Origin of the sequence: Citrobacter sp. CK180 (assembly GCF_030333655.1) — a bacterium.
Classification (GTDB): domain Bacteria; phylum Pseudomonadota; class Gammaproteobacteria; order Enterobacterales; family Enterobacteriaceae; genus Citrobacter_B; species Citrobacter_B koseri.
Window position 1 is genome coordinate 112,085 of record NZ_JAOWFM010000053.1, and the last position, 25,169, is coordinate 137,253.

Annotated in this window: 25 protein-coding genes, 3 tRNA genes and 1 other RNA gene; 13 read left to right on the forward strand and 16 right to left on the reverse strand. The window is 54.6% G+C overall.

All coding sequences use genetic code 11. The features are described 5' to 3' along the window. The first annotated feature begins 34 nt into the window (after positions 1-34). The 4 genes from OGV50_RS16345 to OGV50_RS16360 all read left to right on the forward strand — a co-directional run bounded on the left by OGV50_RS16345 (position 35) and on the right by OGV50_RS16360 (position 467). Positions 35-110 (forward strand) — tRNA-Val (locus tag OGV50_RS16345). Between the two features lie 46 nt (positions 111-156). Then, positions 157-232 (forward strand) — tRNA-Val (locus tag OGV50_RS16350). Between the two features lie 4 nt (positions 233-236). Continuing rightward, positions 237-312: transfer RNA gene (locus OGV50_RS16355), tRNA-Lys, on the forward strand. Between the two features lie 29 nt (positions 313-341). Further along, positions 342-467: non-coding RNA, RtT sRNA (locus tag OGV50_RS16360), on the forward strand. 128 nt (positions 468-595) lie between these two features. Here the strand turns inward: OGV50_RS16360 and OGV50_RS16365 are convergent. The 3 genes from OGV50_RS16365 to xapA all read right to left on the reverse strand — a co-directional run bounded on the left by OGV50_RS16365 (position 596) and on the right by xapA (position 3,729). After that, positions 596-1,480, reverse strand: coding sequence for a LysR family transcriptional regulator (locus OGV50_RS16365; protein ID WP_012131381.1), 885 nt, complete (start codon positions 1,478-1,480; stop codon positions 596-598). A 97-nt stretch (positions 1,481-1,577) separates the two neighbouring features. Continuing rightward, the gene (locus OGV50_RS16370) at positions 1,578-2,834 is read right to left on the reverse strand and encodes a nucleoside permease (protein ID WP_286488635.1); all 1,257 of its coding nucleotides are present in this window, start codon (positions 2,832-2,834) and stop codon (positions 1,578-1,580) included. 61 nt (positions 2,835-2,895) lie between these two features. Further along, positions 2,896-3,729, reverse strand: a complete 834-nt coding sequence (gene xapA / locus OGV50_RS16375) for a xanthosine phosphorylase (protein WP_200090866.1) — start codon at positions 3,727-3,729, stop codon at positions 2,896-2,898. A gap of 235 nt (positions 3,730-3,964) precedes the next feature. Between xapA and OGV50_RS16380 the strand changes: the two genes are divergently transcribed. Then, positions 3,965-4,306: a FlxA-like family protein gene (locus tag OGV50_RS16380; protein WP_024130136.1), complete on the forward strand. Its 342-nt coding sequence runs from the start codon at positions 3,965-3,967 to the stop codon at positions 4,304-4,306. Here the strand turns inward: OGV50_RS16380 and OGV50_RS16385 are convergent. Then, positions 4,297-5,223, reverse strand: a complete 927-nt coding sequence (locus OGV50_RS16385; RefSeq protein WP_286488636.1) for a LysR family transcriptional regulator — start codon at positions 5,221-5,223, stop codon at positions 4,297-4,299. The two genes, OGV50_RS16380 and OGV50_RS16385, sit on opposite strands and share 10 nt — an antisense overlap. Before the next feature lie 89 nt (positions 5,224-5,312). On the opposite strand from OGV50_RS16385, the gene OGV50_RS16390 reads away from it, so the two are divergent. Further along, on the forward strand, positions 5,313-6,311 hold the full coding sequence (locus OGV50_RS16390; RefSeq protein WP_012131374.1) for a bile acid:sodium symporter family protein: 999 nt from the start codon (positions 5,313-5,315) through the stop codon (positions 6,309-6,311). Here OGV50_RS16390 and OGV50_RS16395 read toward each other — a convergent pair. From OGV50_RS16395 to zipA, 3 genes are all read right to left on the reverse strand, one after another. After that, entirely contained in the window at positions 6,308-6,526 is a 219-nt protein-coding gene (locus OGV50_RS16395; RefSeq protein ID WP_012131373.1) for a DUF3820 family protein, read from the reverse strand. The two genes, OGV50_RS16390 and OGV50_RS16395, sit on opposite strands and share 4 nt — an antisense overlap. Position 6,527: 1 nt before the next feature. Then, positions 6,528-8,543, reverse strand: a complete 2,016-nt coding sequence (gene ligA, locus OGV50_RS16400) for an NAD-dependent DNA ligase LigA (protein ID WP_200090876.1) — start codon at positions 8,541-8,543, stop codon at positions 6,528-6,530. A 70-nt stretch (positions 8,544-8,613) separates the two neighbouring features. Next, positions 8,614-9,639: a cell division protein ZipA gene (gene zipA, locus OGV50_RS16405; RefSeq protein WP_115181312.1), complete on the reverse strand. Its 1,026-nt coding sequence runs from the start codon at positions 9,637-9,639 to the stop codon at positions 8,614-8,616. 229 nt (positions 9,640-9,868) lie between these two features. On the opposite strand from zipA, the gene cysZ reads away from it, so the two are divergent. The 5 genes from cysZ (at position 9,869) to crr (ending at position 14,753) form a co-directional block, all read left to right on the forward strand. Then, positions 9,869-10,630: a sulfate transporter CysZ gene (gene cysZ / locus OGV50_RS16410; protein WP_286488637.1), complete on the forward strand. Its 762-nt coding sequence runs from the start codon at positions 9,869-9,871 to the stop codon at positions 10,628-10,630. 188 nt (positions 10,631-10,818) lie between these two features. Next, complete coding sequence (gene cysK, locus OGV50_RS16415) at positions 10,819-11,790, forward strand: cysteine synthase A (RefSeq protein ID WP_047462171.1); 972 nt, start codon at positions 10,819-10,821, stop codon at positions 11,788-11,790. Between the two features lie 383 nt (positions 11,791-12,173). Beyond that, positions 12,174-12,431, forward strand: coding sequence for a phosphocarrier protein Hpr (ptsH, locus tag OGV50_RS16420; RefSeq protein ID WP_005971891.1), 258 nt, complete (start codon positions 12,174-12,176; stop codon positions 12,429-12,431). Positions 12,432-12,475: 44 nt separating this feature from the next. Continuing rightward, a complete protein-coding gene (gene ptsI / locus OGV50_RS16425; RefSeq protein WP_047462162.1) occupies positions 12,476-14,203 on the forward strand; it encodes a phosphoenolpyruvate-protein phosphotransferase PtsI in 1,728 nt (575 codons plus the stop codon). Positions 14,204-14,243: 40 nt separating this feature from the next. After that, entirely contained in the window at positions 14,244-14,753 is a 510-nt protein-coding gene (gene crr / locus OGV50_RS16430; protein ID WP_000522253.1) for a PTS glucose transporter subunit IIA, read from the forward strand. Between the two features lie 284 nt (positions 14,754-15,037). Here the strand turns inward: crr and OGV50_RS16435 are convergent, their stop codons facing one another. Further along, a complete protein-coding gene (locus OGV50_RS16435) occupies positions 15,038-15,277 on the reverse strand; it encodes a hypothetical protein (RefSeq protein ID WP_012131365.1) in 240 nt (79 codons plus the stop codon). Then, positions 15,274-16,140 (reverse strand): pyridoxine/pyridoxal/pyridoxamine kinase, encoded by an 867-nt coding sequence (gene pdxK, locus OGV50_RS16440; protein WP_012131364.1) that lies wholly within the window; start codon positions 16,138-16,140, stop codon positions 15,274-15,276. The genes OGV50_RS16435 and pdxK overlap by 4 nt, the downstream gene beginning before the upstream one ends. Positions 16,141-16,222: 82 nt before the next feature. On the opposite strand from pdxK, the gene ptsJ reads away from it, so the two are divergent. Together ptsJ and OGV50_RS16450 are read left to right on the forward strand one after the other, a co-directional pair. Continuing rightward, entirely contained in the window at positions 16,223-17,515 is a 1,293-nt protein-coding gene (gene ptsJ / locus OGV50_RS16445; protein WP_110493975.1) for a MocR-like B6 salvage transcription factor PtsJ, read from the forward strand. A 13-nt stretch (positions 17,516-17,528) separates the two neighbouring features. Further along, on the forward strand, positions 17,529-18,245 hold the full coding sequence (locus OGV50_RS16450) for a type 1 glutamine amidotransferase (protein WP_012131362.1): 717 nt from the start codon (positions 17,529-17,531) through the stop codon (positions 18,243-18,245). Positions 18,246-18,335: 90 nt separating this feature from the next. On the opposite strand, the gene cysM is transcribed toward OGV50_RS16450, so the two are convergent. From cysM to murR, 7 genes are all read right to left on the reverse strand, one after another. After that, positions 18,336-19,247, reverse strand: a complete 912-nt coding sequence (gene cysM / locus OGV50_RS16455) for a cysteine synthase CysM (RefSeq protein ID WP_024130134.1) — start codon at positions 19,245-19,247, stop codon at positions 18,336-18,338. A 112-nt stretch (positions 19,248-19,359) separates the two neighbouring features. Beyond that, entirely contained in the window at positions 19,360-20,457 is a 1,098-nt protein-coding gene (cysA, locus tag OGV50_RS16460; RefSeq protein ID WP_071258012.1) for a sulfate/thiosulfate ABC transporter ATP-binding protein CysA, read from the reverse strand. Next, positions 20,447-21,322 (reverse strand): sulfate/thiosulfate ABC transporter permease CysW, encoded by an 876-nt coding sequence (gene cysW, locus OGV50_RS16465; RefSeq protein ID WP_012131359.1) that lies wholly within the window; start codon positions 21,320-21,322, stop codon positions 20,447-20,449. The genes cysA and cysW overlap by 11 nt, the downstream gene beginning before the upstream one ends. Then, entirely contained in the window at positions 21,322-22,155 is an 834-nt protein-coding gene (cysT, locus tag OGV50_RS16470) for a sulfate/thiosulfate ABC transporter permease CysT (protein ID WP_012131358.1), read from the reverse strand. Before cysT ends, cysW begins: the two co-directional genes overlap by 1 nt. Next, on the reverse strand, positions 22,155-23,171 hold the full coding sequence (gene cysP / locus OGV50_RS16475; RefSeq protein ID WP_058667843.1) for a thiosulfate/sulfate ABC transporter substrate-binding protein CysP: 1,017 nt from the start codon (positions 23,169-23,171) through the stop codon (positions 22,155-22,157). The genes cysT and cysP overlap by 1 nt, the downstream gene beginning before the upstream one ends. 157 nt (positions 23,172-23,328) lie before the next feature. Continuing rightward, positions 23,329-24,120 (reverse strand): SDR family oxidoreductase UcpA, encoded by a 792-nt coding sequence (gene ucpA / locus OGV50_RS16480; protein ID WP_012131356.1) that lies wholly within the window; start codon positions 24,118-24,120, stop codon positions 23,329-23,331. A 177-nt stretch (positions 24,121-24,297) separates the two neighbouring features. Further along, positions 24,298-25,161: an HTH-type transcriptional regulator MurR gene (gene murR, locus OGV50_RS16485; protein ID WP_012131355.1), complete on the reverse strand. Its 864-nt coding sequence runs from the start codon at positions 25,159-25,161 to the stop codon at positions 24,298-24,300. Between the last annotated feature and the right edge of the window lie 8 nt (positions 25,162-25,169).

The following is a 25,169-nucleotide window of genomic DNA, read 5'->3' on the forward strand; positions in this document are numbered from 1 at the left end:
TCAACTCTCCCTATAATGCGACTCCACACAGCGGGGGTGATTAGCTCAGCTGGGAGAGCACCTCCCTTACAAGGAGGGGGTCGGCGGTTCGATCCCGTCATCACCCACCACTTTCTCGCCAGCTGAATTTCTTGCAGTAAAATGAAGTACCGAAGTGGGTGATTAGCTCAGCTGGGAGAGCACCTCCCTTACAAGGAGGGGGTCGGCGGTTCGATCCCGTCATCACCCACCACTTCGGGTCGTTAGCTCAGTTGGTAGAGCAGTTGACTTTTAATCAATTGGTCGCAGGTTCGAATCCTGCACGACCCACCAATGTAAAAAGGCGCCCTAAAGGCGCCCTTTTGCTATGCGCAATATTTATGATTCGAACCTGTAGCAGGTTCGGGTCGAACGTAGTGAGACAACGGAGCCGCTAGCGGCGACGGCCCGAAGGGCGAGCGAAGCGAGTCATCCTGCACGACCCACCAATGTAAAAAGGCGCCCTAAAGGCGCCTTTTTGCTATGCGCGATATTTATATGCCTGATGACGCTTCGCTTATCAGGCCTACGGGTCTTGTAGGCCGGATAAGGCGCTTGCGCCGCCATCCGGCAATGCTCAACGAATCAGCGCATCAATCAACTTCGTTAATGCCGGTGTTGCCTGCTGCGGCTCGTAAACAATATACAAATCTGCCGGAATACGTTCTTCCAGAGGGCGAAACACCACGCCCGGCCAGTTCATCTGCGCATAACTGTCCGCGATTAACGTAATGCCAATCCCCATGCTGATCATCGCCAGCACCGTTTGCGGCTCCATAACTTCACGCACTATCATCGGCGTAAATCCGGCTTTCTGACAAACACGTTGCAAAAATGCCCAGTCGGTATGAATCGAAGGCATAGTAACGAAATATTCGTTGCGTAACGCATCAAGAGGGATCGCCGGGCAGCAAGCCAGAGGATGATCTTCCGGCATCGCCACCAAAAATGCGGATTCATGTAAGCGCAGGCTGGTAAATCCCTCCGTCGGTTCGATCGCCATCCGCCAGATGCCAGCATCCAGCTCGCGTCGCTCCAGTAACGCCATCTGCATCGCAGGCATTTTTTCGCGAAATAACACCTCGACATTGGGGTTCTCTTTCAAAAAACGGCGCATCACAGGACGCATTTTCCCCCACATCGCCGTGCCCACAACGCCCAGTTCAATGCGCCCTGCTTCACCGCGTCCGATCTGTTCCACGCGCGCAAATGCCTGATTCGCGCTGAACAACAAACGCCGCGACTCTTCCATGAGAATTTTCCCCGCATGCGTTAACGCCACGCTGCGGGAATGGCGAACAAACAACGGCGTGCCAAGCTGATTTTCCAGCTCTTTGACATGAATACTCAGAGGAGGCTGAGACATATTCAGACGCGCCGCCGCCCGGCCAAAATGCAGCTCCTCAGCAACAGCGAGAAAATAGCGCAATAATTTAAGATCTATACGATGTACGCGTTCCATGATTATTGCGCTCCACAGATAAGGAATAATGCGCAACGTTAGCACATTTGTCTCAGGGACGTTGAAACGGCGGGCAGGCACCCCGCCGTTTCAGCCGTTAGTGCGCCAGTGGTTTCGCCAGCCATTTTTCTGGCTCGTGTTTATATTTGAAAAACAGCGCAAAAATCACTGCCAGCGCCAGCGCATAAGCGGCGAATACCAGCCAGATGGTCTGCCAGTCTTTCACGCCTTCCACCGAGAAGTAGTCCACGGCGATACCACTCAAAATTGACCCGACCCAGGCGCCTACGCCATTGACCATAGTCATAAACAGCCCCTGCGCACTGGCGCGGATCGTCGAACTGACTTCCTGCTCAACAAATACCGATCCTGAAATATTGAAAAAGTCGAAAGCGCAACCGTAAACAATCATCGACATCAGCAGCAGCACAACGCCAAACGGGGATGGATCGCCAAACGCAAAAAAGCCAAAGCGCAGCGTCCATGCCAGCATACTCATCAGCATCACGGTTTTAATGCCAAAGCGTTTCAGAAAGAACGGGATAGTCAGAATGAAACCCACCTCAGCCATTTGGGAAACAGACAGCAGGATGGAGGGATATTTCACCACAACGCTGTCAGCAAACGCCGGATTGCGGGCAAAATCGTGCAGGAAGGGATTACCGAAAACATTCGTAATTTGCAGCACAGCCCCTAACATCATCGCAAACAGAAAGAAAATCGCCATTCGCGGATTTCTGAATAAGATAAACGCATCCAGCCCCAGTTTGCTGGCAAGCGTGGCGGACGTATTCTTCTTCGCCACCGGAATTTTCGGTAGCGTAAAGGCATACAGCGCCAGTAACAGCGAAGCGCCAGCGGCAATGTACAGCTGCGCGCTGCTTAGCTCCAGCCCCATCAGGCTGACCGTCCACATAGCGATAATAAAGCCCACGGTACCAAAGACGCGAACGGGCGGGAATGCAGTAACCGGGTCCTGGCCGGACTGCGCCAGGCAGGCGTAAGAAACGCTGTTGGATAAGGCAATAGTCGGCATATAGGCCATTGCATTAATTAACATTATCCAGAACATCGCATCCGGGTCGGTCACGGTCGTGGCATACAACAACGCGCCGGCGCACACCAGATGGCAGAGCATATATGCACGCTCGGCACGCAGCCATTTATCGGCGACGATCCCCATAATGCCCGGCATAATAATCGCCGCCAGCCCTTTTGAGCTGTAAATCATTCCAACGTTAGCGCCAGTAAAATGTAAGGTGTTAATCATGTAAGAACCCAGGGTCACCAGCCAGCTTCCCCAGATAAAATATTGTAAAAACGACATGACTTTTAAGCGGGACGTAATACCCATTTTTTTTCGTTCCTTGCCGTAAAGTACGGCCCTGCAAGCAGGGCCATTATTATTTTGTGTTTTAAGCCAGTTGGCGTAAGAAGCCGCAAATCAGATTGATGAAGTTCTGCCGGGAAAGCTCAGCTGCCGCCAGCGTTTGTGCATGGGACAGTTTCACATCACCCAGCCCTTCCGCCAGATTGGTGATCGCGGATACGGCCACCACCTTTAGTCCGCAATGGCGCGCGCTAATCACCTCCGGGACGACCGACATTCCCACCACGTCGCCACCGATGATCTGCATCATGCGAATTTCCGCTGCCGTCTCAAAGTTCGGCCCCGGATAAGAGACAAACACCCCTTCGTGAAGCGTGAAGCCCTCTTCCCCTGCAACGCGCTGGAGAATGGCGCGGTAATCCGCATCGTAGGCATTGGCCAGCGAGAAGAAGCGATCGCCAAAGCGTTCGTCGTTCATCCCCTCCATCGGCGTGCCCGGCATCGTATTAATATGATCGCTCAACGCGACCAGGCTGCCTGGCCCGACTTCCGGGCGCAGAGAGCCGGCGGCGTTAGTGCAAAACAGCAGTTCACAGCCCAGCAGTTTCAGGGTACGGATCGCGTCAGTCATGATCGTCATGCCGCGACCTTCGTAAAAGTGCCCACGGCCTTTCATACATGCCACCGGGACTCCAGCCAGATTCCCCAGCACCAGTTCCCCCGCATGCCCGTGAACGGTACTGACCGGAAAACCAGGCAAACGCGCATAAGAAATCGCCACCGCGTCTTCAATTTGCTCCGCCAGCGCTCCCAGACCGGAGCCAAGAATGAAAGCAACACGCGGGGTAAAATCAGGCTTGCGCGCGCGAATGATGTCAGCGCTGTACCAGGGATTCTGCGAAAAAAGGGTGTGGGTCATAAGAGGTCCTTAAAAACGGAATAATCGATAAATACGTTGGGTACGTCGTTGTTATAACGAGAGTAACCAACCGATTACCAATACCGTTTTCCCGGACGATCGATATAAAATGTATATTGATACGTAAAATAAAATGGTCAGACTTTGCCTGATTTGCCCACCAGAAATGGCAGGGACTGCTGAAGGTCTGTTCACCTCTGCCGATATTAACGTTTTAAGGCAAGAGGAAATGGTAATGACGACGATCAACACTTCAGTCTCCGCCGTTCAGAGCGGCAGCACGGGCAGCAAAGCCGCTACCGGTAACGATCTGTCTGCGCAAATCTCACGCATCACGCAGCAAATTACAAAGCTTACACAGCAGCTCAAAGAGGTTGCTGACGGCAGTGGCAGCACAGAAGAGAAACAAAAGCAGCAGGAACTGATACAGACGCAAATTAAAATGTTGCAGGCGCAGCTGGCGCAATTACAGCGCCAGCAGGCAGAAGAAACGCAGCAGAAGCAGGAGCAGAAACAACTCAGGGCCGAAGGTGTCAACGCGCCTTCCGACGATCACCAAATTGATGTTTATATCTGATACAACGGATCGCGTGCACGGCCAGCGGTAAGTTCACTGGCCTGTATACGCACGACGTCCCACAGCGCCTGAGCCGCCGTAGAGAGCGACCGGTTCTTGCGTCTCGCCAGCATCAACTGCCTTTCGACGACGGGCGTCAGCCGTTTCACCTGCAAATGACTTCCCTGAGGCAGCGGCAACGCCAGCGCGGGCAACACGCTGATGCCAATCCCCGCCTCCACCATCGGAAACAGCGTTGCGGGATGCCCAATCTCCTGCACGATCGTGGCATCAATGGCAAAATGCGCGAAAGCCACGTCAATCAACGGGCGGCTGCCGGAGGCGTAATCCTGCAATACCAGCCGCTCATGTTTAAGATCCTGCCAGTTAACCCACTCCCGCTGCGCTAACGGGCTATCCTGGCGACACAACAGCAAAAAGGGTTCCGACAGCACGGCTTCACATTGCAAATCCGAAACAGCCCCGGGATCGATGACAATGCCAAAATCCACATCACCCTGACGAATGCTCTCCAGCACCCACTGCTGGGGACGATCGTGCAGTACAAAATCAATTTCCGGGTACAGCTGGTTACTCTGCGCGATGCACTGCGGGATAAGATGCGCGGAAATCGTCTGGCTGGCCGCCACGCGCACGGTGCCGGTTAACTGCGTCCCCACTCTTCCGGCTTCCCGCAGAGTACTGTGCAGTTCATCGAGAACACGCTCCAGACGCCCCGCCAGCTGCTGACCCGCCTCCGTCAGCGTCACTTCTCGCGTGGTGCGATCCAACAGCTTAACTCCCGTCTGCCGTTCCAGCTCTTTTACGCTGTGGCTCACCGCAGACTGACTCAGACCAATGACGTCCCCTGCCCGACTAAAGCTTTTAGCCTGAGCAACGGTGACGAAGATACGAAGTTGACGCAGAGAATAATTCATCTGTTAAATTCATATATAGATGCAATAAATCAATTTTATTTCTCAAACGGAAAAAAGCAAAATACCTGCATCGACTTTCAGGAGTTTTTATGAAACTTTTTCGTATTCTTGATCCGTTCACGCTGACGCTTATCACCGTCGTTTTGCTGGCCTCCTTTTTTCCGGCCAAAGGGGATTTCGTTCCGTTTTTTGAAGGCTTAACCACCGCCGCGATTGCGCTGCTGTTTTTTATGCATGGCGCAAAACTCTCACGCGAAGCCATTATCGCGGGCGGCAGCCACTGGCGGCTGCACCTGTGGGTAATGTGCAGCACCTTCATCCTGTTTCCGGTTCTCGGGGTGCTATTTGCCTGGTGGGCGCCCGTCAATGTCGATCCCATGCTGTATACCGGTTTCCTGTACCTGTGTATTTTGCCCGCGACCGTACAGTCTGCCATCGCCTTTACCTCTCTGGCGGGAGGAAACGTCGCGGCGGCCGTCTGTTCGGCATCGGCCTCCAGCCTGCTGGGGATTTTTCTTTCGCCGCTGCTCGTCGGCCTGGTGATGAATATCCACGGAGCGGAAGGCAGCCTGGAACAGGTCGGCAAGATCATGCTGCAACTGTTACTTCCGTTTGTACTGGGGCACCTGTCGCGTCCGTGGATTGGCAACTGGGTCGCGCGTCATAAAAAGTGGATTGCGAAAACGGACCAGACCTCCATTCTGCTGGTCGTCTATTCCGCATTCAGCGAAGCCGTCGTTAACGGTATCTGGCACAAAGTGGGATGGGGCTCGTTGTTGTTTATTGTCGTCGTCAGCCTTGTGCTGCTGGCGATTGTCATTGGCGTTAACGTGTTTGCCGCCCGCAGGTTCGGATTCAACAAAGCAGATGAGATAACCATTGTCTTCTGCGGGTCGAAAAAGAGTCTGGCGAACGGCATCCCGATGGCCAATATCCTGTTTCCCACCTCAGTGATTGGGATGATGGTGCTGCCGTTGATGATCTTCCATCAGATCCAATTGATGGTCTGCGCGATGCTGGCGCGTCGCTACAAACGCCAGACCGATAAGTTGCAGGCGCAGCAAGAAGGCCGCGCCGCGAAGGCTTAAAGAGGCCGTTTCAGGGGCTGCACCAGTTGCGTCAGCCCCTCGGTTTTAATCAGCAGCGTGATTTGCATCAGCTCGCCCAGTCTTCCCGCCGGAAATTCATCCTTACGGGCAAACCACAGCAAATACTCCTCCGGCACATCAATGAGCCGACGCCCTTTGTACTTGCCGAACGGCATCACCGTGTTGGCTATCTCAATCAGCTGCTCTTTTTCCATATCAGACACCCAGTAAGCGGAGCATCTCTGCTTCGTCGATCACGTCAATCCCCAGTTCCTGCGCTTTCGCCAGCTTAGATCCCGCCGCTTCGCCCGCAATCACCAGATCGGTTTTTTTCGATACGCTGCCTGCCACTTTCGCCCCCAGCGCCACGAGGCGCGCTTTCGCATCATCTCGCGACATCAGGCTGAGGCTGCCCGTCAGGACGATCGTTTTACCGGCAAACGGGCTGTCGATTTCGTCGGCGTTAACCACGATCGGCGCAGGCCAGTGAATGCCTTCCGCCAGTAACTGCCCGATCACGTCCCGGTTACTCTCTTCAGCAAAGAAGTTGAAGACGTGCGTAGCAACCACAATGCCGACATCCGGCACTTTTTGCAGTTCGTCGATAGAGGCCGCTTCCAGCGCCTCTAACGTACCGAAGTACGCCGCCAGCCCTGCCGCCGTGGCTTCGCCCACTTCGCGGATACCGAGCGCATAGAGGAATCGCGCGAAGGTGGTCTCTTTCGCTTTTTCCAGCGCATTCACCACATTCTGCGCCGATTTCGGCCCCATACGATCCAGACCCGTCAGTTTGCCTGCCGTCAGACGGAACAGATCTGCCGGGGTGTGGACATATTCTTTCTCGACAAGCTGGTCGATAATTTTATCGCCCATGCCGTCAACGTCCATTGCCCGGCGGGAAACAAAGTGCTTGAGCGACTCTTTGCGCTGCGCGCCGCAGATCAGGCCGCCGGTACAGCGAGCGACCGCTTCGCCTTCCACGCGCTCAACATCAGAACCGCACACCGGGCAATGCGTCGGGAACCCGACCGGGCGCGTCTCTTCCGGGCGTTCGGAAAGCACCACGTTCACCACCTGCGGGATCACATCCCCCGCGCGGCGAATCACCACTTTGTCGCCAATGCGCAGGCCAAGACGCTCAATTTCATCCGCGTTGTGCAAGGTGGCGTTGCTGACCAGCACACCCGCAACATGCACCGGTTCGAGACGGGCGACGGGCGTGATCGCGCCAGTCCGCCCCACCTGGAACTCTACATCGCGTACAAACGTCATTTGCTCCTGCGCCGGGAACTTAAAGGCCACCGCCCAGCGCGGCGCGCGGGCGACGAATCCAAGCTGTTCCTGCAACGCCATCGAGTTGACTTTAATCACCACGCCGTCAATGTCAAAACCCAGCGTCGGGCGGTCTTCTTCCACTTTGTGGTAGAAGTCCAGCACCGCTTCGGGAGAGTCGCACAGCGTCACCCGGTCACTTACCGGAAGCCCCCAGGCTTTGAATTGCAGCAAGCGCCCCAGATGCGTATCGGGCAGTTCGCCACCTTCCAGAATACCGACGCCGTAGCAAAAGAAAGTGAGCGGTCGCTTCGCGGTAATACGCGGATCAAGCTGGCGCAACGACCCCGCCGCAGCATTACGCGGGTTGGCAAACACTTTATTACCGGTGCGGCGCGCCTCTTCATTAATTTTTTCAAACCCGGCCTGCGGCAGGAAAACTTCGCCACGAACCTCCAGACGCGCCGGAATGTTATCGCCACGCAGCTTCAGCGGAATAGCGCGAATGGTACGCACATTGGAGGTGATGTCCTCACCAGTCGTTCCATCGCCACGCGTTGCCGCGCTGATCAGCACGCCGTTTTCATACAGGATGCTGACGGCCAGGCCGTCCAGCTTCAGCTCGCAGCACCAGGTCAGTTTATCGCTGTTTTTTAGCCGATCCTGCACGCGCTTGTTAAACGCCAGAAAACTCTCTTCATCAAACACGTTGTCCAGCGACAACATGGGCACTTCGTGGCGAATCTGGCTGAACGCCGCCAGCGGCGCCGCTCCGACACGTTGGCTCGGGGAGTCCGGCGTAATTAAATCTGGATGCTGCGCTTCCAGCTCACGAAGTTCGCGCATCAGACGGTCATACTCAGCGTCCGGGATCTCCGGCGCATCCATCACATGGTAAAGATACTCATGATGGCGAAGCGTGGTTCGCAGTTCTGTCAGTTGTTGTTCGATTGATTCCATATCGCACCATCAATGATAAAAAACCCCCGACAGGCGGGGGTTCAGAAAGGGGGGATCACGCCTGGGTTTCTCAGGCGTTGGATTCTTTCACTTCGCGAATGCGATCCTGATATTCACGCAGTTTCTGCGGCGTCATCATCCGGCGCTGATCATCAAGCACCACGCCGCCGACTTCATCAGCGATATGCTGCGCAGACTGGAGCATCAGCTTAAAGTTTTGCAGCTCGTCGCCGTAAGAAGGCACCTGCATAAAGATAGTGACCCCCGGCGTGGAGAAATCACCGGTCATTTCAGGATCAAACGTTCCCGGGTTCACCATGTTGGCCAGGCTAAACAGCGCAGGGCCGCTGCCATCCGGGCTCAGGTGGCGATGGAAAATATTCATATCGCCAAATTTGAAGCCCGCTTGCTGGATGCTGTTCAGCAGCACTTCGCCGCTAAGCTCGCTGCCATGATGAGCGGCGACGTTCATAATAATGACCGCTTCTTTACGCTGCGGTTTTTCCGCGACGGGCGCTTCTTCCACTACTGGTTCAGGCGCTGGCGCAGGCTCTGCGACAGGTTCCGCTGGCTGGAAAGTCTGCGGAGCAGGCTGAGGCGCAGGTTGCTGTGGCGCTGGCTGAACAGGCTGTTGCGGCGCAGACTGAACCTGCGGCGCTACCGACTGTTGCTGTACTGGCTGCTGCACAGGCTGTGCCGGTTGTTGTGCCGGTTGCGGTTGCGACGGCTGCCCATACTGCGGCCGTTGCTGCGGCTGCGCTGGCGCTTCAGGCGGCTGCTGAGCCGGTTGACGAGGCTGCGCAGACGCATAAGGCGGCTGGTATTGGTGTTGCGGCGACTGACGAGGCGCATCATGCTCCTGAGCGTTGCCGGGGGCATGATTCACGCGGTGAACACGAACTTCACCCACGCCTTCCTCTTCTTCGACGTCATCGTCGTAAGAATCGTCGTCACGTTTTGACTTCATGCGTTTCAGTGGACGATCGCGGAACATAGAAGATCGTTCTTTACGGCTGGTCCAGAAACCATGTACCAGTAAAGCGATTATGGCGATCGCGCCAACAATGATTAATATCAGACGCAAATCCTGCATCATTATATTCTCTGTTGTTCTAACACCTTGCCACCACGGCAAACATTTACTCACTAAGAGTATTTGCCGATTACGTCAAGTGCAAGTGCGCTCTTGGCTTTCACAGCATAAAGATGAACGAAATCGTGCTTTTTGCTGTTTTTTCGAACATTTCTTAACTGGCGAACGCGTCACAACCCGGTAAGATACGCAAAGTTTACCCGGGGCTTTATTAAAGGAGCATGTCCTGATTATGGTGTCATCATCCGCAACTGCACCTCGCAGCGGCTTTTACTATTTCTCACAGGGGTGGAAACTGGTCACGCAACCGGGGATCCGTCGCTTTGTTATTTTGCCGTTACTGGTAAACATTTTGCTGATGGGCGGCGCATTCTGGTGGCTGTTTACGCAACTGGACGTCTGGATCCCTTCGCTGATGAGCCACGTTCCCGACTGGTTGCAGTGGTTAAGCTATCTGCTGTGGCCCATTGCGGTCATCTCGGTTTTACTGGTCTTCGGCTATTTCTTTTCAACCATTGCCAACTGGATCGCCGCCCCTTTCAATGGTCTGCTGGCGGAACAGCTTGAGGCGCGCCTGACCGGCGCAACGCCGCCAGATACCGGCGTACTGGGGATTATGAAAGATGTGCCGCGCATTATGAAACGCGAATGGCAAAAGTTCATCTGGTATCTGCCGCGCGCCATTGTGCTGTTAATTCTCTATTTTATTCCAGGAGTCGGGCAAACCGTCGCCCCGGTGCTGTGGTTCCTGTTCAGCGCGTGGATGCTGGCGATTCAGTATTGCGACTATCCCTTCGACAACCACAAAGTCCCGTTCAAAGAGATGCGCGCCGCCCTGCGCACGCAGAAAGTCGCCAATATGCAGTTCGGCGTGTTAACCAGTTTGTTCACCATGATCCCGGTGCTTAACCTGGTGATCATGCCCGTCGCCGTGTGTGGCGCAACGGCGATGTGGGTTGATTGCTACCGTTCCAGACATGGGTCATGGAAATGAATCACAGCACACCCATAAACCTGTAAAATAGTTGTATAAAAAAGGAGGGGCTTATGCCGCTCCTTATTCCATCCAGGTAGCCATTATTTCCCTTCCGAATATAGATATGCTAAATCCTTACTTCCGCATATTCTCTGAGCAGGTATGCTAGCCCATGTATCCCAATTTCATACAGTTAAGGACAGGCCATGAGTAAGATTTTTGAAGATAACTCGCTGACTATCGGTCATACGCCGCTGGTTCGACTGAACCGTATCGGTAACGGACGCATTCTGGCGAAGGTGGAATCACGTAACCCGAGCTTCAGCGTTAAATGCCGTATCGGTGCCAATATGATTTGGGATGCCGAAAAACGCGGCGTGCTGAAACCGGGCGTCGAACTGGTGGAACCGACCAGCGGCAACACCGGTATCGCGCTGGCTTATGTTGCTGCCGCGCGTGGCTACAAGCTGACGCTGACCATGCCAGACACCATGAGCGTTGAGCGTCGCAAACTGCTCAAAGCGCTGGGGGCGAACCTCGTACTGACCGAAGGCGCGAAAGGCATGAAAGGCGCTATCCAGAAAGCGGAAGAGATTGTCGCCAGCGATCCAGAAAAATACCTGCTGCTTCAGCAGTTCAGCAACCCGGCTAACCCGGAAATTCACGAAAAAACCACCGGCCCGGAAATCTGGGAAGATACCGATGGTCAGGTCGATGTCTTTATCTCCGGCGTCGGCACCGGCGGTACGCTGACAGGCGTCACCCGCTACATCAAAGGCACCAAAGGCAAAACGGACCTCATTACCGTAGCAGTAGAACCGACCGACTCTCCGGTTATCGCACAGGCGCTGGCTGGTGAAGAACTGAAGCCCGGCCCGCACAAAATTCAGGGCATTGGCGCAGGCTTCATTCCGGGCAACCTCGATCTGAAACTGATTGATAAAGTTGTCGGCATCACAAATGAAGAAGCCATTTCCACCGCTCGTCGCCTGATGGAAGAAGAAGGTATTCTGGCGGGGATCTCTTCCGGCGCGGCCGTTGCGGCAGCACTTAAGCTCCAGGAAGATGAAACCTTTACCAATAAGAATATTGTGGTTATCCTACCGTCATCGGGTGAGCGTTATCTGAGCACTGCTTTGTTTGCCGATCTCTTTACTGAAAAAGAACTGCAACAGTAATGCCAGCATGTTAAAAACGCGTAAAAAAGCACCCTTTTGGGTGCTTTTTTGTGGCCTGCTTCAAATTTTCAACCCTCCTGGCATTGATTCACCCTGCCGGGTCTGGTATTTAACCAGACTAATTATTTTGATGCCCGAAATTAATCGTTACAGGAAAAGCGCTAGCTGAATCGATTTAATGATTTGGTTCAAGTCTTCCTTTCACGGCATAATGTTTAATGACGAGCGAAACGTCAGCGGCCAGCAGTTGCCAGCAACGGATTGCGCATAACACCTGGTGTGTCGCGTCCCGTTTACGCCGACGCTAACAATACAGGCTAAAGTCAAACCGCCAGGCTAGACTTTAGTTCCACAACACTAAACCTATAAGTTGGGGAAATACAATGTTCCAGCAAGAAGTTACCATTACCGCTCCGAACGGTCTGCACACCCGCCCTGCTGCTCAGTTTGTTAAAGAAGCGAAAGGCTTCACTTCTGAGATTACTGTGACTTCCAACGGCAAAAGCGCCAGCGCAAAAAGCCTGTTCAAACTACAGACTCTGGGCCTGACTCAGGGCACCGTTGTCACCATCGCTGCTGAAGGCGAAGACGAACAAAAAGCGGTAGAGCATCTGGTCAAACTGATGGCGGAACTCGAGTAAGTTCCCGGGTTCTTTTAAAAATCAGTCACAAGTAAGGTAGGGTTATGATTTCAGGCATTTTAGCATCCCCGGGTATCGCTTTCGGCAAAGCACTGCTGCTGAAAGAAGACGAAATCGTCATTGACCGGAAAAAAATTTCTGCCGACAAGGTTGATCAGGAAGTTGAACGTTTTCTGAGCGGTCGTGCCAAGGCATCTGCGCAACTGGAAGCGATCAAAACGAAAGCTGGTGAAACGTTCGGTGAAGAAAAAGAAGCCATCTTTGAAGGGCATATCATGCTGCTCGAAGATGAGGAGCTGGAGCAGGAAATCATAGCCCTGATTAAAGATAAGAACATGACGGCTGACGCAGCTGCGCATGAAGTTATCGAAGGTCAGGCCACTGCCCTGGAAGAACTGGATGATGAATACCTGAAAGAACGTGCGGCTGACGTGCGTGACATTGGTAAGCGCCTGCTGCGCAACATCCTGGGTCTGGCAATCATCGACCTGAGCGCAATCAAGGACGAAGTCATCCTGGTTGCCGCTGACCTGACCCCATCAGAAACCGCACAGCTGAACCTGCAAAAGGTGCTGGGTTTCATCACTGACGCAGGCGGCCGTACCTCCCACACCTCTATCATGGCGCGTTCTCTGGAACTGCCGGCCATCGTGGGCACCGGTAACGTCACCTCTCAGGTGAAAAACGACGACTATCTGATTCTGGATGCCGTAAACAATCAGGTTTACGTCAACCCAACCAACGAAGAGATTGAAAAACTGCGCGCCGTTCAGGAGCAGGTTGCAACCGAGAAAGCGGAACTCGCTAAACTGAAAGATCTGCCGGCTATCACGCTGGACGGTCATCAGGTAGAAGTTTGCGCCAACATCGGTACCGTTCGTGACGTTGAAGGCGCAGAGCGCAATGGCGCGGAAGGCGTTGGTCTGTATCGTACTGAATTCCTGTTCATGGACCGTGACGCGCTGCCGACTGAAGAAGAACAGTTTGCGGCGTACAAAGCCGTCGCTGAAGCCTGCGGCTCTCAGGCGGTTATCGTCCGTACTATGGATATCGGCGGCGACAAAGAACTGCCGTACATGAACTTCCCGAAAGAAGAGAACCCGTTCCTGGGCTGGCGTGCGGTACGTATCGCTATGGATCGCAAAGAGATCCTGCGTGACCAGGTTCGCGCCATTCTGCGCGCTTCTGCGTTCGGTAAACTGCGCATCATGTTCCCGATGATCATCTCTGTTGAAGAAGTTCGCGCGCTGCGCAAAGAGATTGAAATCTACAAACAGGAACTGCGCGACGAAGGTAAAGCATTTGATGAAAGCATTGAGATTGGCGTGATGGTGGAAACACCGGCTGCGGCAACCATTGCTCGTCATTTAGCCAAAGAAGTTGATTTCTTTAGTATCGGCACCAATGATTTAACGCAGTACACCCTGGCAGTTGACCGTGGTAATGATATGATTTCACATCTTTACCAGCCAATGTCACCGTCCGTGCTGAACTTGATCAAGCAAGTTATTGATGCTTCTCATGCTGAAGGTAAATGGACTGGCATGTGTGGTGAGCTTGCAGGCGACGAACGTGCTACACTTCTGTTGCTGGGGATGGGTCTGGACGAATTCTCTATGAGCGCCATTTCTATCCCGCGCATTAAGAAGATTATCCGTAACACGAACTTCGAAGATGCGAAGGTGTTAGCAGAGCAGGCTCTTGCTCAACCGACAACGGACGAGTTAATGACGCTGGTTAACAAGTTCATTGAAGAAAAAACAATCTGCTAATCCACGAGATGCGGCCCAATTTACTGCTTAGGAGAAGATCATGGGTTTGTTCGATAAACTAAAATCTCTGGTTTCTGATGATAAGAAAGACACCGGAACTATTGAGATTGTTGCTCCGCTCTCTGGCGAGATCGTCAACATCGAAGACGTGCCGGATGTAGTTTTTGCCGAGAAAATCGTTGGCGATGGCATTGCTATCAAACCAACCGGTAACAAAATGGTCGCGCCAGTAGACGGCACCATCGGCAAAATCTTTGAAACCAACCATGCGTTCTCTATCGAATCGGATAGCGGCATTGAGCTGTTCGTTCACTTCGGTATCGACACCGTTGAACTGAAAGGCGAAGGCTTCAAGCGTATTGCTGAAGAAGGTCAACGCGTTAAAGTTGGCGATCCGGTAATTGAGTTCGATCTGCCGCTGCTGGAAGAAAAAGCCAAGTCTACCCTGACTCCGGTTGTTATCTCCAACATGGACGAAATCAAAGAACTGATCAAACTGTCCGGTAGCGTGACTGTGGGTGAAACCCCGGTTATCCGCATCAAGAAGTAATTCTTGCCGCAGGGAAAAATGGCGCCGACTGGCGCCATTTTTTTATCCTGGTTACGGTAAAACCGCGCCTGATGGCGCTTCGCTTATCAGCGCCTACAATAAAAGATCGTAGGCCGGATAAGGCGATGTTTGCCTGATGGCGCTGCGCTTATCGGGCCTACAATAAAAGATCGTAGGCCGGATAAGGCGATGTTTGCCTGATGGCGCTGCGCTTATCAGGCCTACAATAAAAGATCGTAGGCCGGATAAGGCGTTTTTCGCCGCCATCCGGCATAGTTACGCACTCACAACAGCGAGGTGACCGGACGATAGCACTTCTCGCGCATCAGGATCTTCATCCCTTCCGGCCCGCTTTCCAGCATCCGCTTCTCCGAGTCCGACACCAGCAATTCGCACTGATAGCCGCCCGCAATGCCGAACATCGCGCGCGCCACGCAGATATCCTCCAGCGCATCAAGCCCGCTCGTTTCAAAGTGACCAACCACACGCCCCTGCTGGCGAACCACCAGCCGATAACTCTTCATCGCGCCTCCCCTGCCGGTGGCAGAATCAACTCATCACACCCGCAGCGCTGCGTCCAGGTCATCACCTCCAGCACACGCTCTGCGGCATGTCGCGTCGCCGCCGTCAGCGCTTTCCCCTGCACAATACCGCTCACCAGTTCGGCGCAGAACAGATCGCCCGTCCCTTTTAAATCGGTTTCCACACGCGGGTGTTCAATCACATCCACGCCGCCGTTCGTCACCACCGCCACATTGATGGTATCCGCCGTCTGGCCTGGCGCACTGGTGATCACAATCCACTTCAGCGTGTCGGAGAGCAGCGATTTCGCCGCCGCAACCGCTTCATCCAGCGTGCCGCACGGTTTGCCGCTGAGCATCTCCAGCTCAAACACATTCGGCGTCAGCCCCTGCGCCAGCGGCAGCAGATAATGACGATACGCCTGCGGGATTTCCGCTTTCACATACATTCCGCTGTCCGTGTCGCCAATCACCGGATCGACCAGAATACACACCTCAGGATGCGCGATCCGCACCGTTTCCAGCCATTTCGCCAGCAGAACGATTTGTTCCGCACTGCCCATATAGCCTGTCGTGACCGCTTTAAGCTCACGCAGCGCATCCCGCTCATTTAAGGCCTGGAGATAACCGCTGAACCAGTCGGCAGGAATAATGCCGCCGTAAAACGTTTCATAATGCGGCGTATTGCTGAACAGCACCGTGGGTACCGCCGTCACCCGCAAGCCCTGCGCTTTAATCGCCGGTACGGCAATACTGTTGCCTACGCTGCCGTACACCACCTGTGACTGAACGGCGACAATGTCGGTCTGTAAAGCCCGATGCTTATCGTCGAAGAGCACTGACTGTATTTCACTATCCTGCCCCATTTACCTCTCCTCTCACTGGACAGCGGGCTAACGCCTCACTATTATCGTCATATGCTAAAATTCATTTTGTCATAGGTCAATAATGATCGACGGAAAAACCGCCAGCGAAATCTTTGACAGTATTCGTCAGCATGTCACCACCGGCGCACTGGCGCCAGGGGAAACGCTGCCGCCGGTGCGGGAACTGGCATCGGAATTAAACGTGAACCGCAATACTGTCGCGGCGGCTTACAAACGGCTGGTGACATCCGGCCTGGCCCTGAGCCAGGGGCGTAACGGTACGGTCATTAAAGGTGCGCCTTCTCCGCTCGCGCTGGAAGGAAGCAGTCCCGATACGCCGCTGACCGATCTTTCCGGCGGCAATCCCGATCCCCAACGGCTGCCCGATCTCAGCAGTTATTTTTCAACAATAAATAAGTCACCGCGTCTTTACGGCGATGCGGCTGTTTCTCCCGCCCTTCACGCGTGGGCGAAGCAGTGGATGCAGGATGCCGTACCTGACGAAGGCGAGATTGATATCACCAGTGGGGCGATTGACGCCATCGAGCGTCTGCTGTGCGCCCATTTACTGCCGGGTGACAGCGTGGCGGTGGAAGATCCCTGCTTTTTAAGCAGCATCAGTATGCTGCGCTACGCCGGGTTTTCCGCCATCCCCGTCGGCGTCGATAGCGAAGGTATGCAGCCTGAGATGCTGGAACAGGCGCTGAAAAATGGCGCCCGCGCCGTCATTTTAACCCCGCGCGCCCACAATCCTACGGGGTGCAGTTTGAGCGCCTCCCGCGCCGCCGCGCTACAGAACATTGTGGCGAAATACCCACAAGCGCTGGTTATTATCGACGACCACTTTGCCCTGCTCTCTTCATCTCCCTGGCACCCGGTGATCGCCCCGGAGACGCTACACTGGTCAGTGGTTCGCTCGATGTCAAAGACGCTGGGGCCGGATCTGCGTCTCGCCATTGTCGCCAGCGATCCCGCCACCTCAGCCAGACTGCGTCTGCGCCTTAATTCCGGCAGTCAGTGGGTCAGTCATCTGTTGCAAGATTTAGTGCATGCCTGTCTGAGTGACAAAAACTATCAGCGAACGCTGGCGCAGACCCGGCAATTTTATGCTTCGCAGCAGCAGAAGCTGGCCTGCGCGCTCCAGCGAACCGGGCTTACACACGCCCCCGGCGATGGGCTGAATGCGTGGTTGCCGTTGAAAAGCCACAGCCAGGGCATCGCGTTTATGCTGGCGAAAGCGGGCTGGCTGGTACGGGAAGGCGAAGCATTTGGCGTCAACGCGCCCGCCCACGGTCTGCGTATTACGCTATCGACACTGGGCGACGGCGATATCAACAAACTGGCGGCTGATATCCATCAGGCGTTGAAACGTTAACAGGAGAGAAAAAGTGCGAGTTCATTTTGTCGTTCATGAGTCTTTCGAATCTGCCGGAGCCTACCTGCAATGGGCTGAGGATCGCGGTTATCCCCTCTCCTGGTCCCGCGTGTATGCCGGTGAACCTGTCCCCGCCAATGCGGATGGTTTCGATATGCTGGTGGTGTTTGGCGGCCCGCAGTCACCGCGTACTACGCTCGAAGAGTGCCCGTATTTTGACTCTTTAGCGGAGCAGCGGCTTATTAATCAGGCGATCTCTGCGCGTCGTATTGTGATCGGCATCTGTCTTGGTTCCCAGTTGATTGGTGAGGCGCTGGGCGCAAAAGTACGCCAGAGCCCGGAAAAGGAGATCGGCCACTACCCGATTACGCTAACGGAAGCCGGGAAACAGAATCCGCTGCTCGCTCATTTCGGCTCCCCGCTTGTGGTCGGGCACTGGCACAACGATATGCCAGGGTTAACCGATCAGTCGGTCGTTCTCGCGACAAGCGAAGGATGTCCGCGCCAGATCGTGCAATACGGTAACGCCGTCTACGGTTTTCAGTGCCATATGGAGTTTACCGCCGAGGCGGTAGAAGGGCTGATCCAGCATTCAGAACAGGAACTGGCTGCGGCAAAAGGGAAGCGCTTTATTCGCTCGAACGCCGAAATGCGCGAGTGGAATTATCAGGAGATGAACGAGAAACTGTGGCGCTTCCTCGACCTGCTGGTTGAGAAACGTAACGCTTGACGTTGCAGGCCGGATGAGACGCTTTGCGTCGTCATCCGGCGATCGTACTTTACGGTTGCCGGATGGCGCTACGCTTATCAGGCCTACAGGCTAAATCCCAGCCCCCTGGCTGAAGTGTTCTTCGCCAAAGACGCCGGTAGAAAGATAGCGATCGCCGCGATCGCAGATGATCGCCACCACCACGGCCCCCGGCGTCGCGCGGGCAACGCGTAACGCACCGGCAACCGCGCCGCCAGAACTCACGCCGCAGAAAATACCTTCGCGTACTGCCAGTTCGCGCATGGTGTTTTCCGCCTCGCTCTGGTGAATATCCAGCACCTGATCCACAAGCTGAGCATTAAAAATACCCGGCATATATTCTGCGGGCCAGCGACGAATCCCCGGAATGCTGCTGCCCTCTTCCGGTTGCAGGCCAACAATCGTTACCGGTTTTTCCTGTTCGCGCAGGAAGCGCGACACACCGGTAATCGTACCGGTTGTTCCCATACTGGAGACAAAGTGGGTGATGCGACCTGAGGTTTGCTGCCAGATTTCCGGCCCGGTCGTGGTGTAGTGCGCGTAAGGGTTGTCGGGATTGTTAAACTGGTCGAGCAGCTTACCTTCGCCGCGTTCGGCCATTTCCAGCGCCAAATCGCGCGCGCCTTCCATCCCTTGCTCTTTAGACACCAGTATCAGATCCGCGCCATAGGCGCGCATCGCCGCACGGCGCTCCTGGCTCATGTTGTCCGGCATCAGCAGTTTCATGCGATAGCCTTTCAGTGCGGCAATCATCGCCAGCGCAATACCGGTATTGCCGCTGGTCGCTTCAATCAGCACATCGCCGGGCTTAATTTCCCCGCGCTTTTCTGCCTGGACGATCATCGACAGCGCCGCCCGGTCTTTCACTGACCCGGCAGGGTTATTGCCTTCCAGCTTGACCCAAATTTCACTGCCGTTATCCGGCGCCATCCGCTGCAATTTCACCAGAGGCGTATTGCCAATTGTTTGTTCTAATGTGTTCACTTCTCTGTCCAGTAAAAAGCCCGGTGGCGCTTCGCTTACCGGGCCGACGCAGATCATATTGTAGGCCGGGTCAGCGCAGCGCCACCCGGCAAAACTACGTGATATTAACCTATCAGGCCGATTCTGCCAGAGCAAGCTCCTCTTCGCGCGTCTCAATGCGCTGGTTGCCGTTGTACAACCGCGCATTTTGCAGCCCGACAAACAGCCGCTCGCCGCGCTGTGGGGGATTATCCCCCTGCATCACCACCGTCAGCGGTTCGTTATACCACCCCAGAGGCTGCACGACTAATTGGGTGTAGTGACCTTTCGGACTGGCCTCCAGCACCTGTACCGGCAGCGGGGAATCCAGACTGGTGCGGCGGCTGACATCCACCTCCCACGGACGCAGGAACAGATCGACCGCTCCCTGGTACGCTGGCGTATACCCCAGCGGCCAGCGATGCGCGCCAACGTGGAACTGACCGCCGCGAACAGTCCCCTGCAAACGGTTCACTTCGCCCATAAACTCCAGCACAAAGCGGGTGGCGGGTTCACGCCACACCTGATCCGGCGCATCGGCCTGTTCAATGTTGCCCTGGCTCATCACCACCACGCGATCCGCCACTTCCGTAGCCTCTTCCTGATCGTGGGTGACAAACACGCTGGTGAATTTCAACTCTTCATGCAGCTGACGCAGCCAGCGGCGCAGCTCTTTACGCACCTGCGCATCAAGCGCGCCAAACGGTTCATCCAGCAGCAGGATCTGCGGCTCAACCGCTAACGCGCGCGCCAGCGCCACGCGCTGTTTCTGCCCGCCGGAAAGCTGTGCCGGAAAACGCTCCGCCAGATGGGCCAGTTGCACCATTTCCAGCAGTTTCGTCACTTTCGCTTTAATGGCCGCCGCATTCGGACGTTCGCGACGCGGCAGAACCGTCAGGCCAAAGGCGATATTGTCGAACACCGTCATATGACGAAACAGCGCATAGTGCTGAAAAACAAAGCCGACTTTACGATCGCGCGCGTGCAGACGGCTTACGTCTGTACCGTGAAAACGAATGTGCCCGCTGGTCTGATGCTCCAGCCCGGCAATAATACGCAGCAGCGTGGTTTTACCGGAACCGGACGGCCCCAGCAAGGCAACCATCTGACCTGAAGGAATATCCAGCGAGATATCGTTCAGCACCTGGGTGCGACCAAAAGACTTCTTAATATTGGCAATCTCAATGCTCATGATTTTCCTCCTGTTGCGCGCGTTTTTCCTGATTTTCCAGGCGCCATTGCAACATACTCTTCAAAAACAGGGTAATAATCGCCATCAGCGTCAGCAGCGCGGCGGCGGTAAAGGAGCCGACGGTGTTGTAGTCCTGCTCCAGTAATTCAATCTGTAACGGCAGCGACAGGGTTTCGCCGCGAATCGAGCCGGAAACCACCGACACCGCGCCGAACTCGCCAATGGCGCGCGCGTTGGTCAGCACCACGCCGTACAGCAGCGCCCAGCGAATATTAGGCAACGTAACGCGACGGAACATCTGCCAGCCGGAAGCGCCAAGCAGAATCGCCGCTTCATCTTCCTGACTGCCCTGACTCAGCATAACCGGCACCAGTTCACGCACCACAAACGGACAGGTGACGAAAATAGTGACCAGCACCATCCCCGGCCAGGCAAACATAATTTGCAGGTTGTGCTCATCCAGCCAGTCGCCCAGCGGGCCGTTCGAGCCGTAAAACAGCAGGTAGACCAGACCGGCCACCACCGGCGAGACGGCAAACGGAATATCCAGCAGCGTCAGCAGCAGCTGGCGACCGGGAAAATTAAAGCGCGTCACCAGCCACGCCAGCAAAACGCCAAACACCAGGTTTACCGGTACGGCAATCAGCGCAATCAACACCGTCAGCCAGATCGCGTGCAGCATGTCCGGGTCGGCCAGGTTCTGTAAGACCGGCATCAGCCCTTTGCTGAAGGCCTGTACGAAGATATAAATCATCGGCACCAGCAAAATAAACGCCGAAACCAGCATCCCGGTGCCAATCAGAAACCATTTTCCCCAGTTAATGCGGGGGGCGTCATAACGCTTCAATTGGGTAACTTCCGCCATTAGTGACCTACCACACGTCGACCAAAGCGACTTTGCAGGGTGTTAATCGAGAACAGCAGCAACAACGACGCCGCGAGGATCACCGACGCAATCGCGCTGGCCGCCGGATAGTCAAACTCCTGCAAACGAACAAAAATCATCAGCGAGGTCACTTCAGTTTTCCACGCAATGTTCCCGGCAATAAAAATCACCGCGCCGAACTCGCCGAGGCTTCGGGTAAACGAGAGCGCAATACCCGCCACCAGCGCAGGAGACAGCTCCGGCAACACCACTTTGCGGAAACTTTGCAGGCGCGTTGCGCCGAGCGTTTCCGCCGCTTCTTCATATTCCGGGCCTAACTCTTCCAGTACCGGCTGCACCGTGCGCACCACAAACGGGATGCTGGTAAAAGCCATCGCTACCGCGATGCCAAGCCAGGTGTAAGTCACTTTGATATCAAACTTCGCCAGCCATTCGCCGTAAAAACCGTTCACGGAAAACAATGACGCCAGCGTCAGACCCGCCACCGCCGTCGGCAGGGCAAACGGCAGATCCATCAGCGCATCCAGCAGAGTACGTCCCGGAAAGCGATAGCGGGTTAAGATCCACGCCATCAGCAGGCCAAATACGCCGTTGAAGATTGATGCCACAAACGCCGACAACAGCGTGACTTTGTAGGCCGCCACCACCTGCGGGTTGGTGATAACCTCCCAGTATTGCGCCCAGCTCATTTGCGCCAGCTGCATCACCAGCGCGCTCAACGGAAGCAGCAATATCAGGCAGACGAACAACAGGCTGGTTCCGAGGCTTAAGGTAAAGCCGGGCAGCACACGTCTTGTCGATACTGCGAACATTACTTACGCCCCGCCGCCAACAGTTTGTCCAGCTCGCCGCCGCTGCCGAAGTGGGTTTTCATCACTTCCGGCCAGGAGCCAAACTTATCTTCCACGCGGAACAGTTCGGTCTGTGGGAATTTATCTTTCAGTTTGTCCATCACTTCCGGGTTATTCACGCGGTAGTAGAAGTCGGTGATGATGGTCTGCGCCTGCGGGCTGTAGAGCCAGTTCAGGTAAGCCTTCGCCGCTTTTTCAGTACCGTTGGCCTGTACGTTTTTATCCACCCATGCCACCGGGAATTCGGCCAGAATATTGGTTTTCGGGATAACGACTTCAAATCCCTGCGCTTCATACTGTTTACGGATGTTATTCACTTCCGATTCAAAGCTAATCAGCACATCGCCCAGGCCGCGTTCCGCAAAGGTGGTGGTCGCGCCGCGACCGCCGGTGTCAAACACTTCGACGTTCTTCAGGAACTGGGTCATAAACTGCTCGGTTTTGGCTTTATCGCCACCGTCAGCTTTATCCGCCGCGCCCCATGCAGCCAGATAGGTGTAACGGGCGTTGCCTGAGGTTTTCGGGTTCGGGAAAATCAGTTTTACATCGGAACGCACAAGGTCATTCCAGTCATGGATATTTTTCGGATTCCCTTTGCGCACCAAGAATCCCATCGTGGAATAGAACGGTGAACTGTTATTCGGCAAACGGCTTTGCCAGTCGGCAGGGATCAGCTTGCCTTTGTCATGCAGGATCTGCACATCCGTGACTTGGTTATAGGTCACTACGTCAGCTTTCAGCCCTTGCAGGATCGCCAGCGCTTGTTTTGACGAACCGGCGTGAGACTGTTTGATGGTCAGCTTATCGCCGCCGTTATCTTTCGCCCACTGCTGTTCAAACGGCGGATTAAGGGCGGCAAACAGTTCGCGAGAAACGTCGTATGAGCTGTTCAGCAGCTCTGTTGCCTGCGCCTGCGTGACCAACAACAGCATCGCGCTCAGCGCCAGGTATCTTTTTTTCAGTAAGTTAACAGCCATTGCGCACCCTTATAAATTTGATGACTTTCTTATGGTCATAATATTTATAACGGGTACGAAAGGAGTAACGGTTTTATATACCGTTTGATGATTTGAAAGTCGAAAAGGGAATAAGAGAATCCCTCCCCACATGCGGTGAGGAGGAAAGCGGCGTTAATCAGACACCCACGCTCACGCTTTCAGGCAGCGTGCTGCCGCCATCAATCACGTTTTGCGTCCCGGTCAAATAGCTGGACTCATCCGACGCCAGGAAGGCCGCCAGTTCACCCACTTCGAGCGGACAGGCCAGACGGCGCATCGGGATCGCTTTCGCCATTTCGGTGAGTACCGATTCAGGATCGTCAGGATTAGACTGACGGGCAATATTTTCCGCCATCGGCGTGCGGACATAACCCGGACAGATTGCGTTCACACGAACGCCGGACTGCGCATACTCCACGGCCAGGGACTTGGTGAGTCCGATAATCGCCGCTTTAGACAGGGCATAAGCCGTTTCGCCTGGATCGGCCACCATATCCCCGGTCACGGAGGACATCATGACGATACGCCCATCTTTGCGTTCAACCATTTCCGGCAGAACGGCTTTTGTGACGTTCCAGACGCCTTTGATATTAATATCGATATGGAAATCGCGATCTTCTTCGCTCATGTCGAGGAAGTTGCCCAACCGGCAAACACCCGCATTGTTGACCAGAATATCAATTTTACCTTCTATCTTTTTCGCGCGCGCCACTGCCGCCGCGACCGATGCAAAATCCCTGACATCCGCTTTGATGGCGGTACAACGATGACCGCGTCCGCCCAGCTCATCCGCCAGTTTTTCCGCCTCATCGGAGATATCCAGCAAAATTAAATTCGCGCCGTGGCGAGCAAACACTCTGGCGATCCCCTCGCCAATGCCCTGTGACGCGCCGGTAATCAATGCCGTTTTGCCCGTGAGTTTACCCATTTCAATGTTCTCCTTTTCAGTCTGTTGCAGCGCATAAGCGGTGCGTCTTATGCGCTACTCTCGTCTCCAGCGAAACTACGATGAAGCCTTACACTCCATTAACATTGAAAATACAGAAAAAACAAATAAGTGCTGCGGAACAGCTCACTAATTAGGGTAAATCTTACGTAAAAGTCCCTAGCTCCTGCCTAAAAGATTAATCAGTTCGCTGCTGCGCTCAATCATACGAAGCGACTCAACATCATTGAGCTGCACCATGCCAACAAACAGCAGATCGGTCACCGAGTTCTGCGCGGTTCGGGTGGACATAGACGAACTGCGCCATTCGGTCTCACCGGATACGGTATCCAGCGTGTAATCGGCCAGCCGCCGCAGCGGAGAGTCCGTCAAAGAGGTGATCGCAATCACCGTCGCCCCCTGCTTACGCGCTGCTTCAGCGCAAAGCACGATCTCCTTTTTCGACCCGCTGTAGGAAATGGCTATTTGCACGTCCCCTTCCTGCAAGGCCTGAGCAATGGTTGCCTGCACATGGGTATCGACCTCGCAGGCCACGCGATAACCAATTTTCATCAGCTTGAAGGATAAATCCCGTCCTACCAGCGCCGAACCGCCGACGCCCGTAATCTGAATAAGCCGGGCCTTGCTGATCAGGTTAATCACCTGCTTCAGGCGATCGAAATCCATCAGACTACAGGTTTCCTCCAGCGCGAACATTTTTTCTCTGTTCAGCTTACGGGCAATCACCTCCAGGCTGTCTTCACTGGTAATCGTACTGTGCAGATGCAGCGCCGTGTCATGTTTCTTTTCCCGGTTGACGCTGTACTCCTCAATGAGCGCCATTCTGAGCTCGGTGAATCCCTTCGCGCCAAGTTTCTGGGCAAATTTCACAATACTGGACTGGCTGACTTCCAGCTGCTTCGCCAGATTGCGGGAAGAAACGGTTTTTAGCTCGCTGACATGGGCCAAAAGAAAGCTGGCAATTTTCTGTTCATTTTCCGTTAACTCTCCCTCTGCATTACGCATTTTCGCCAGATACAACATCGCTCTTC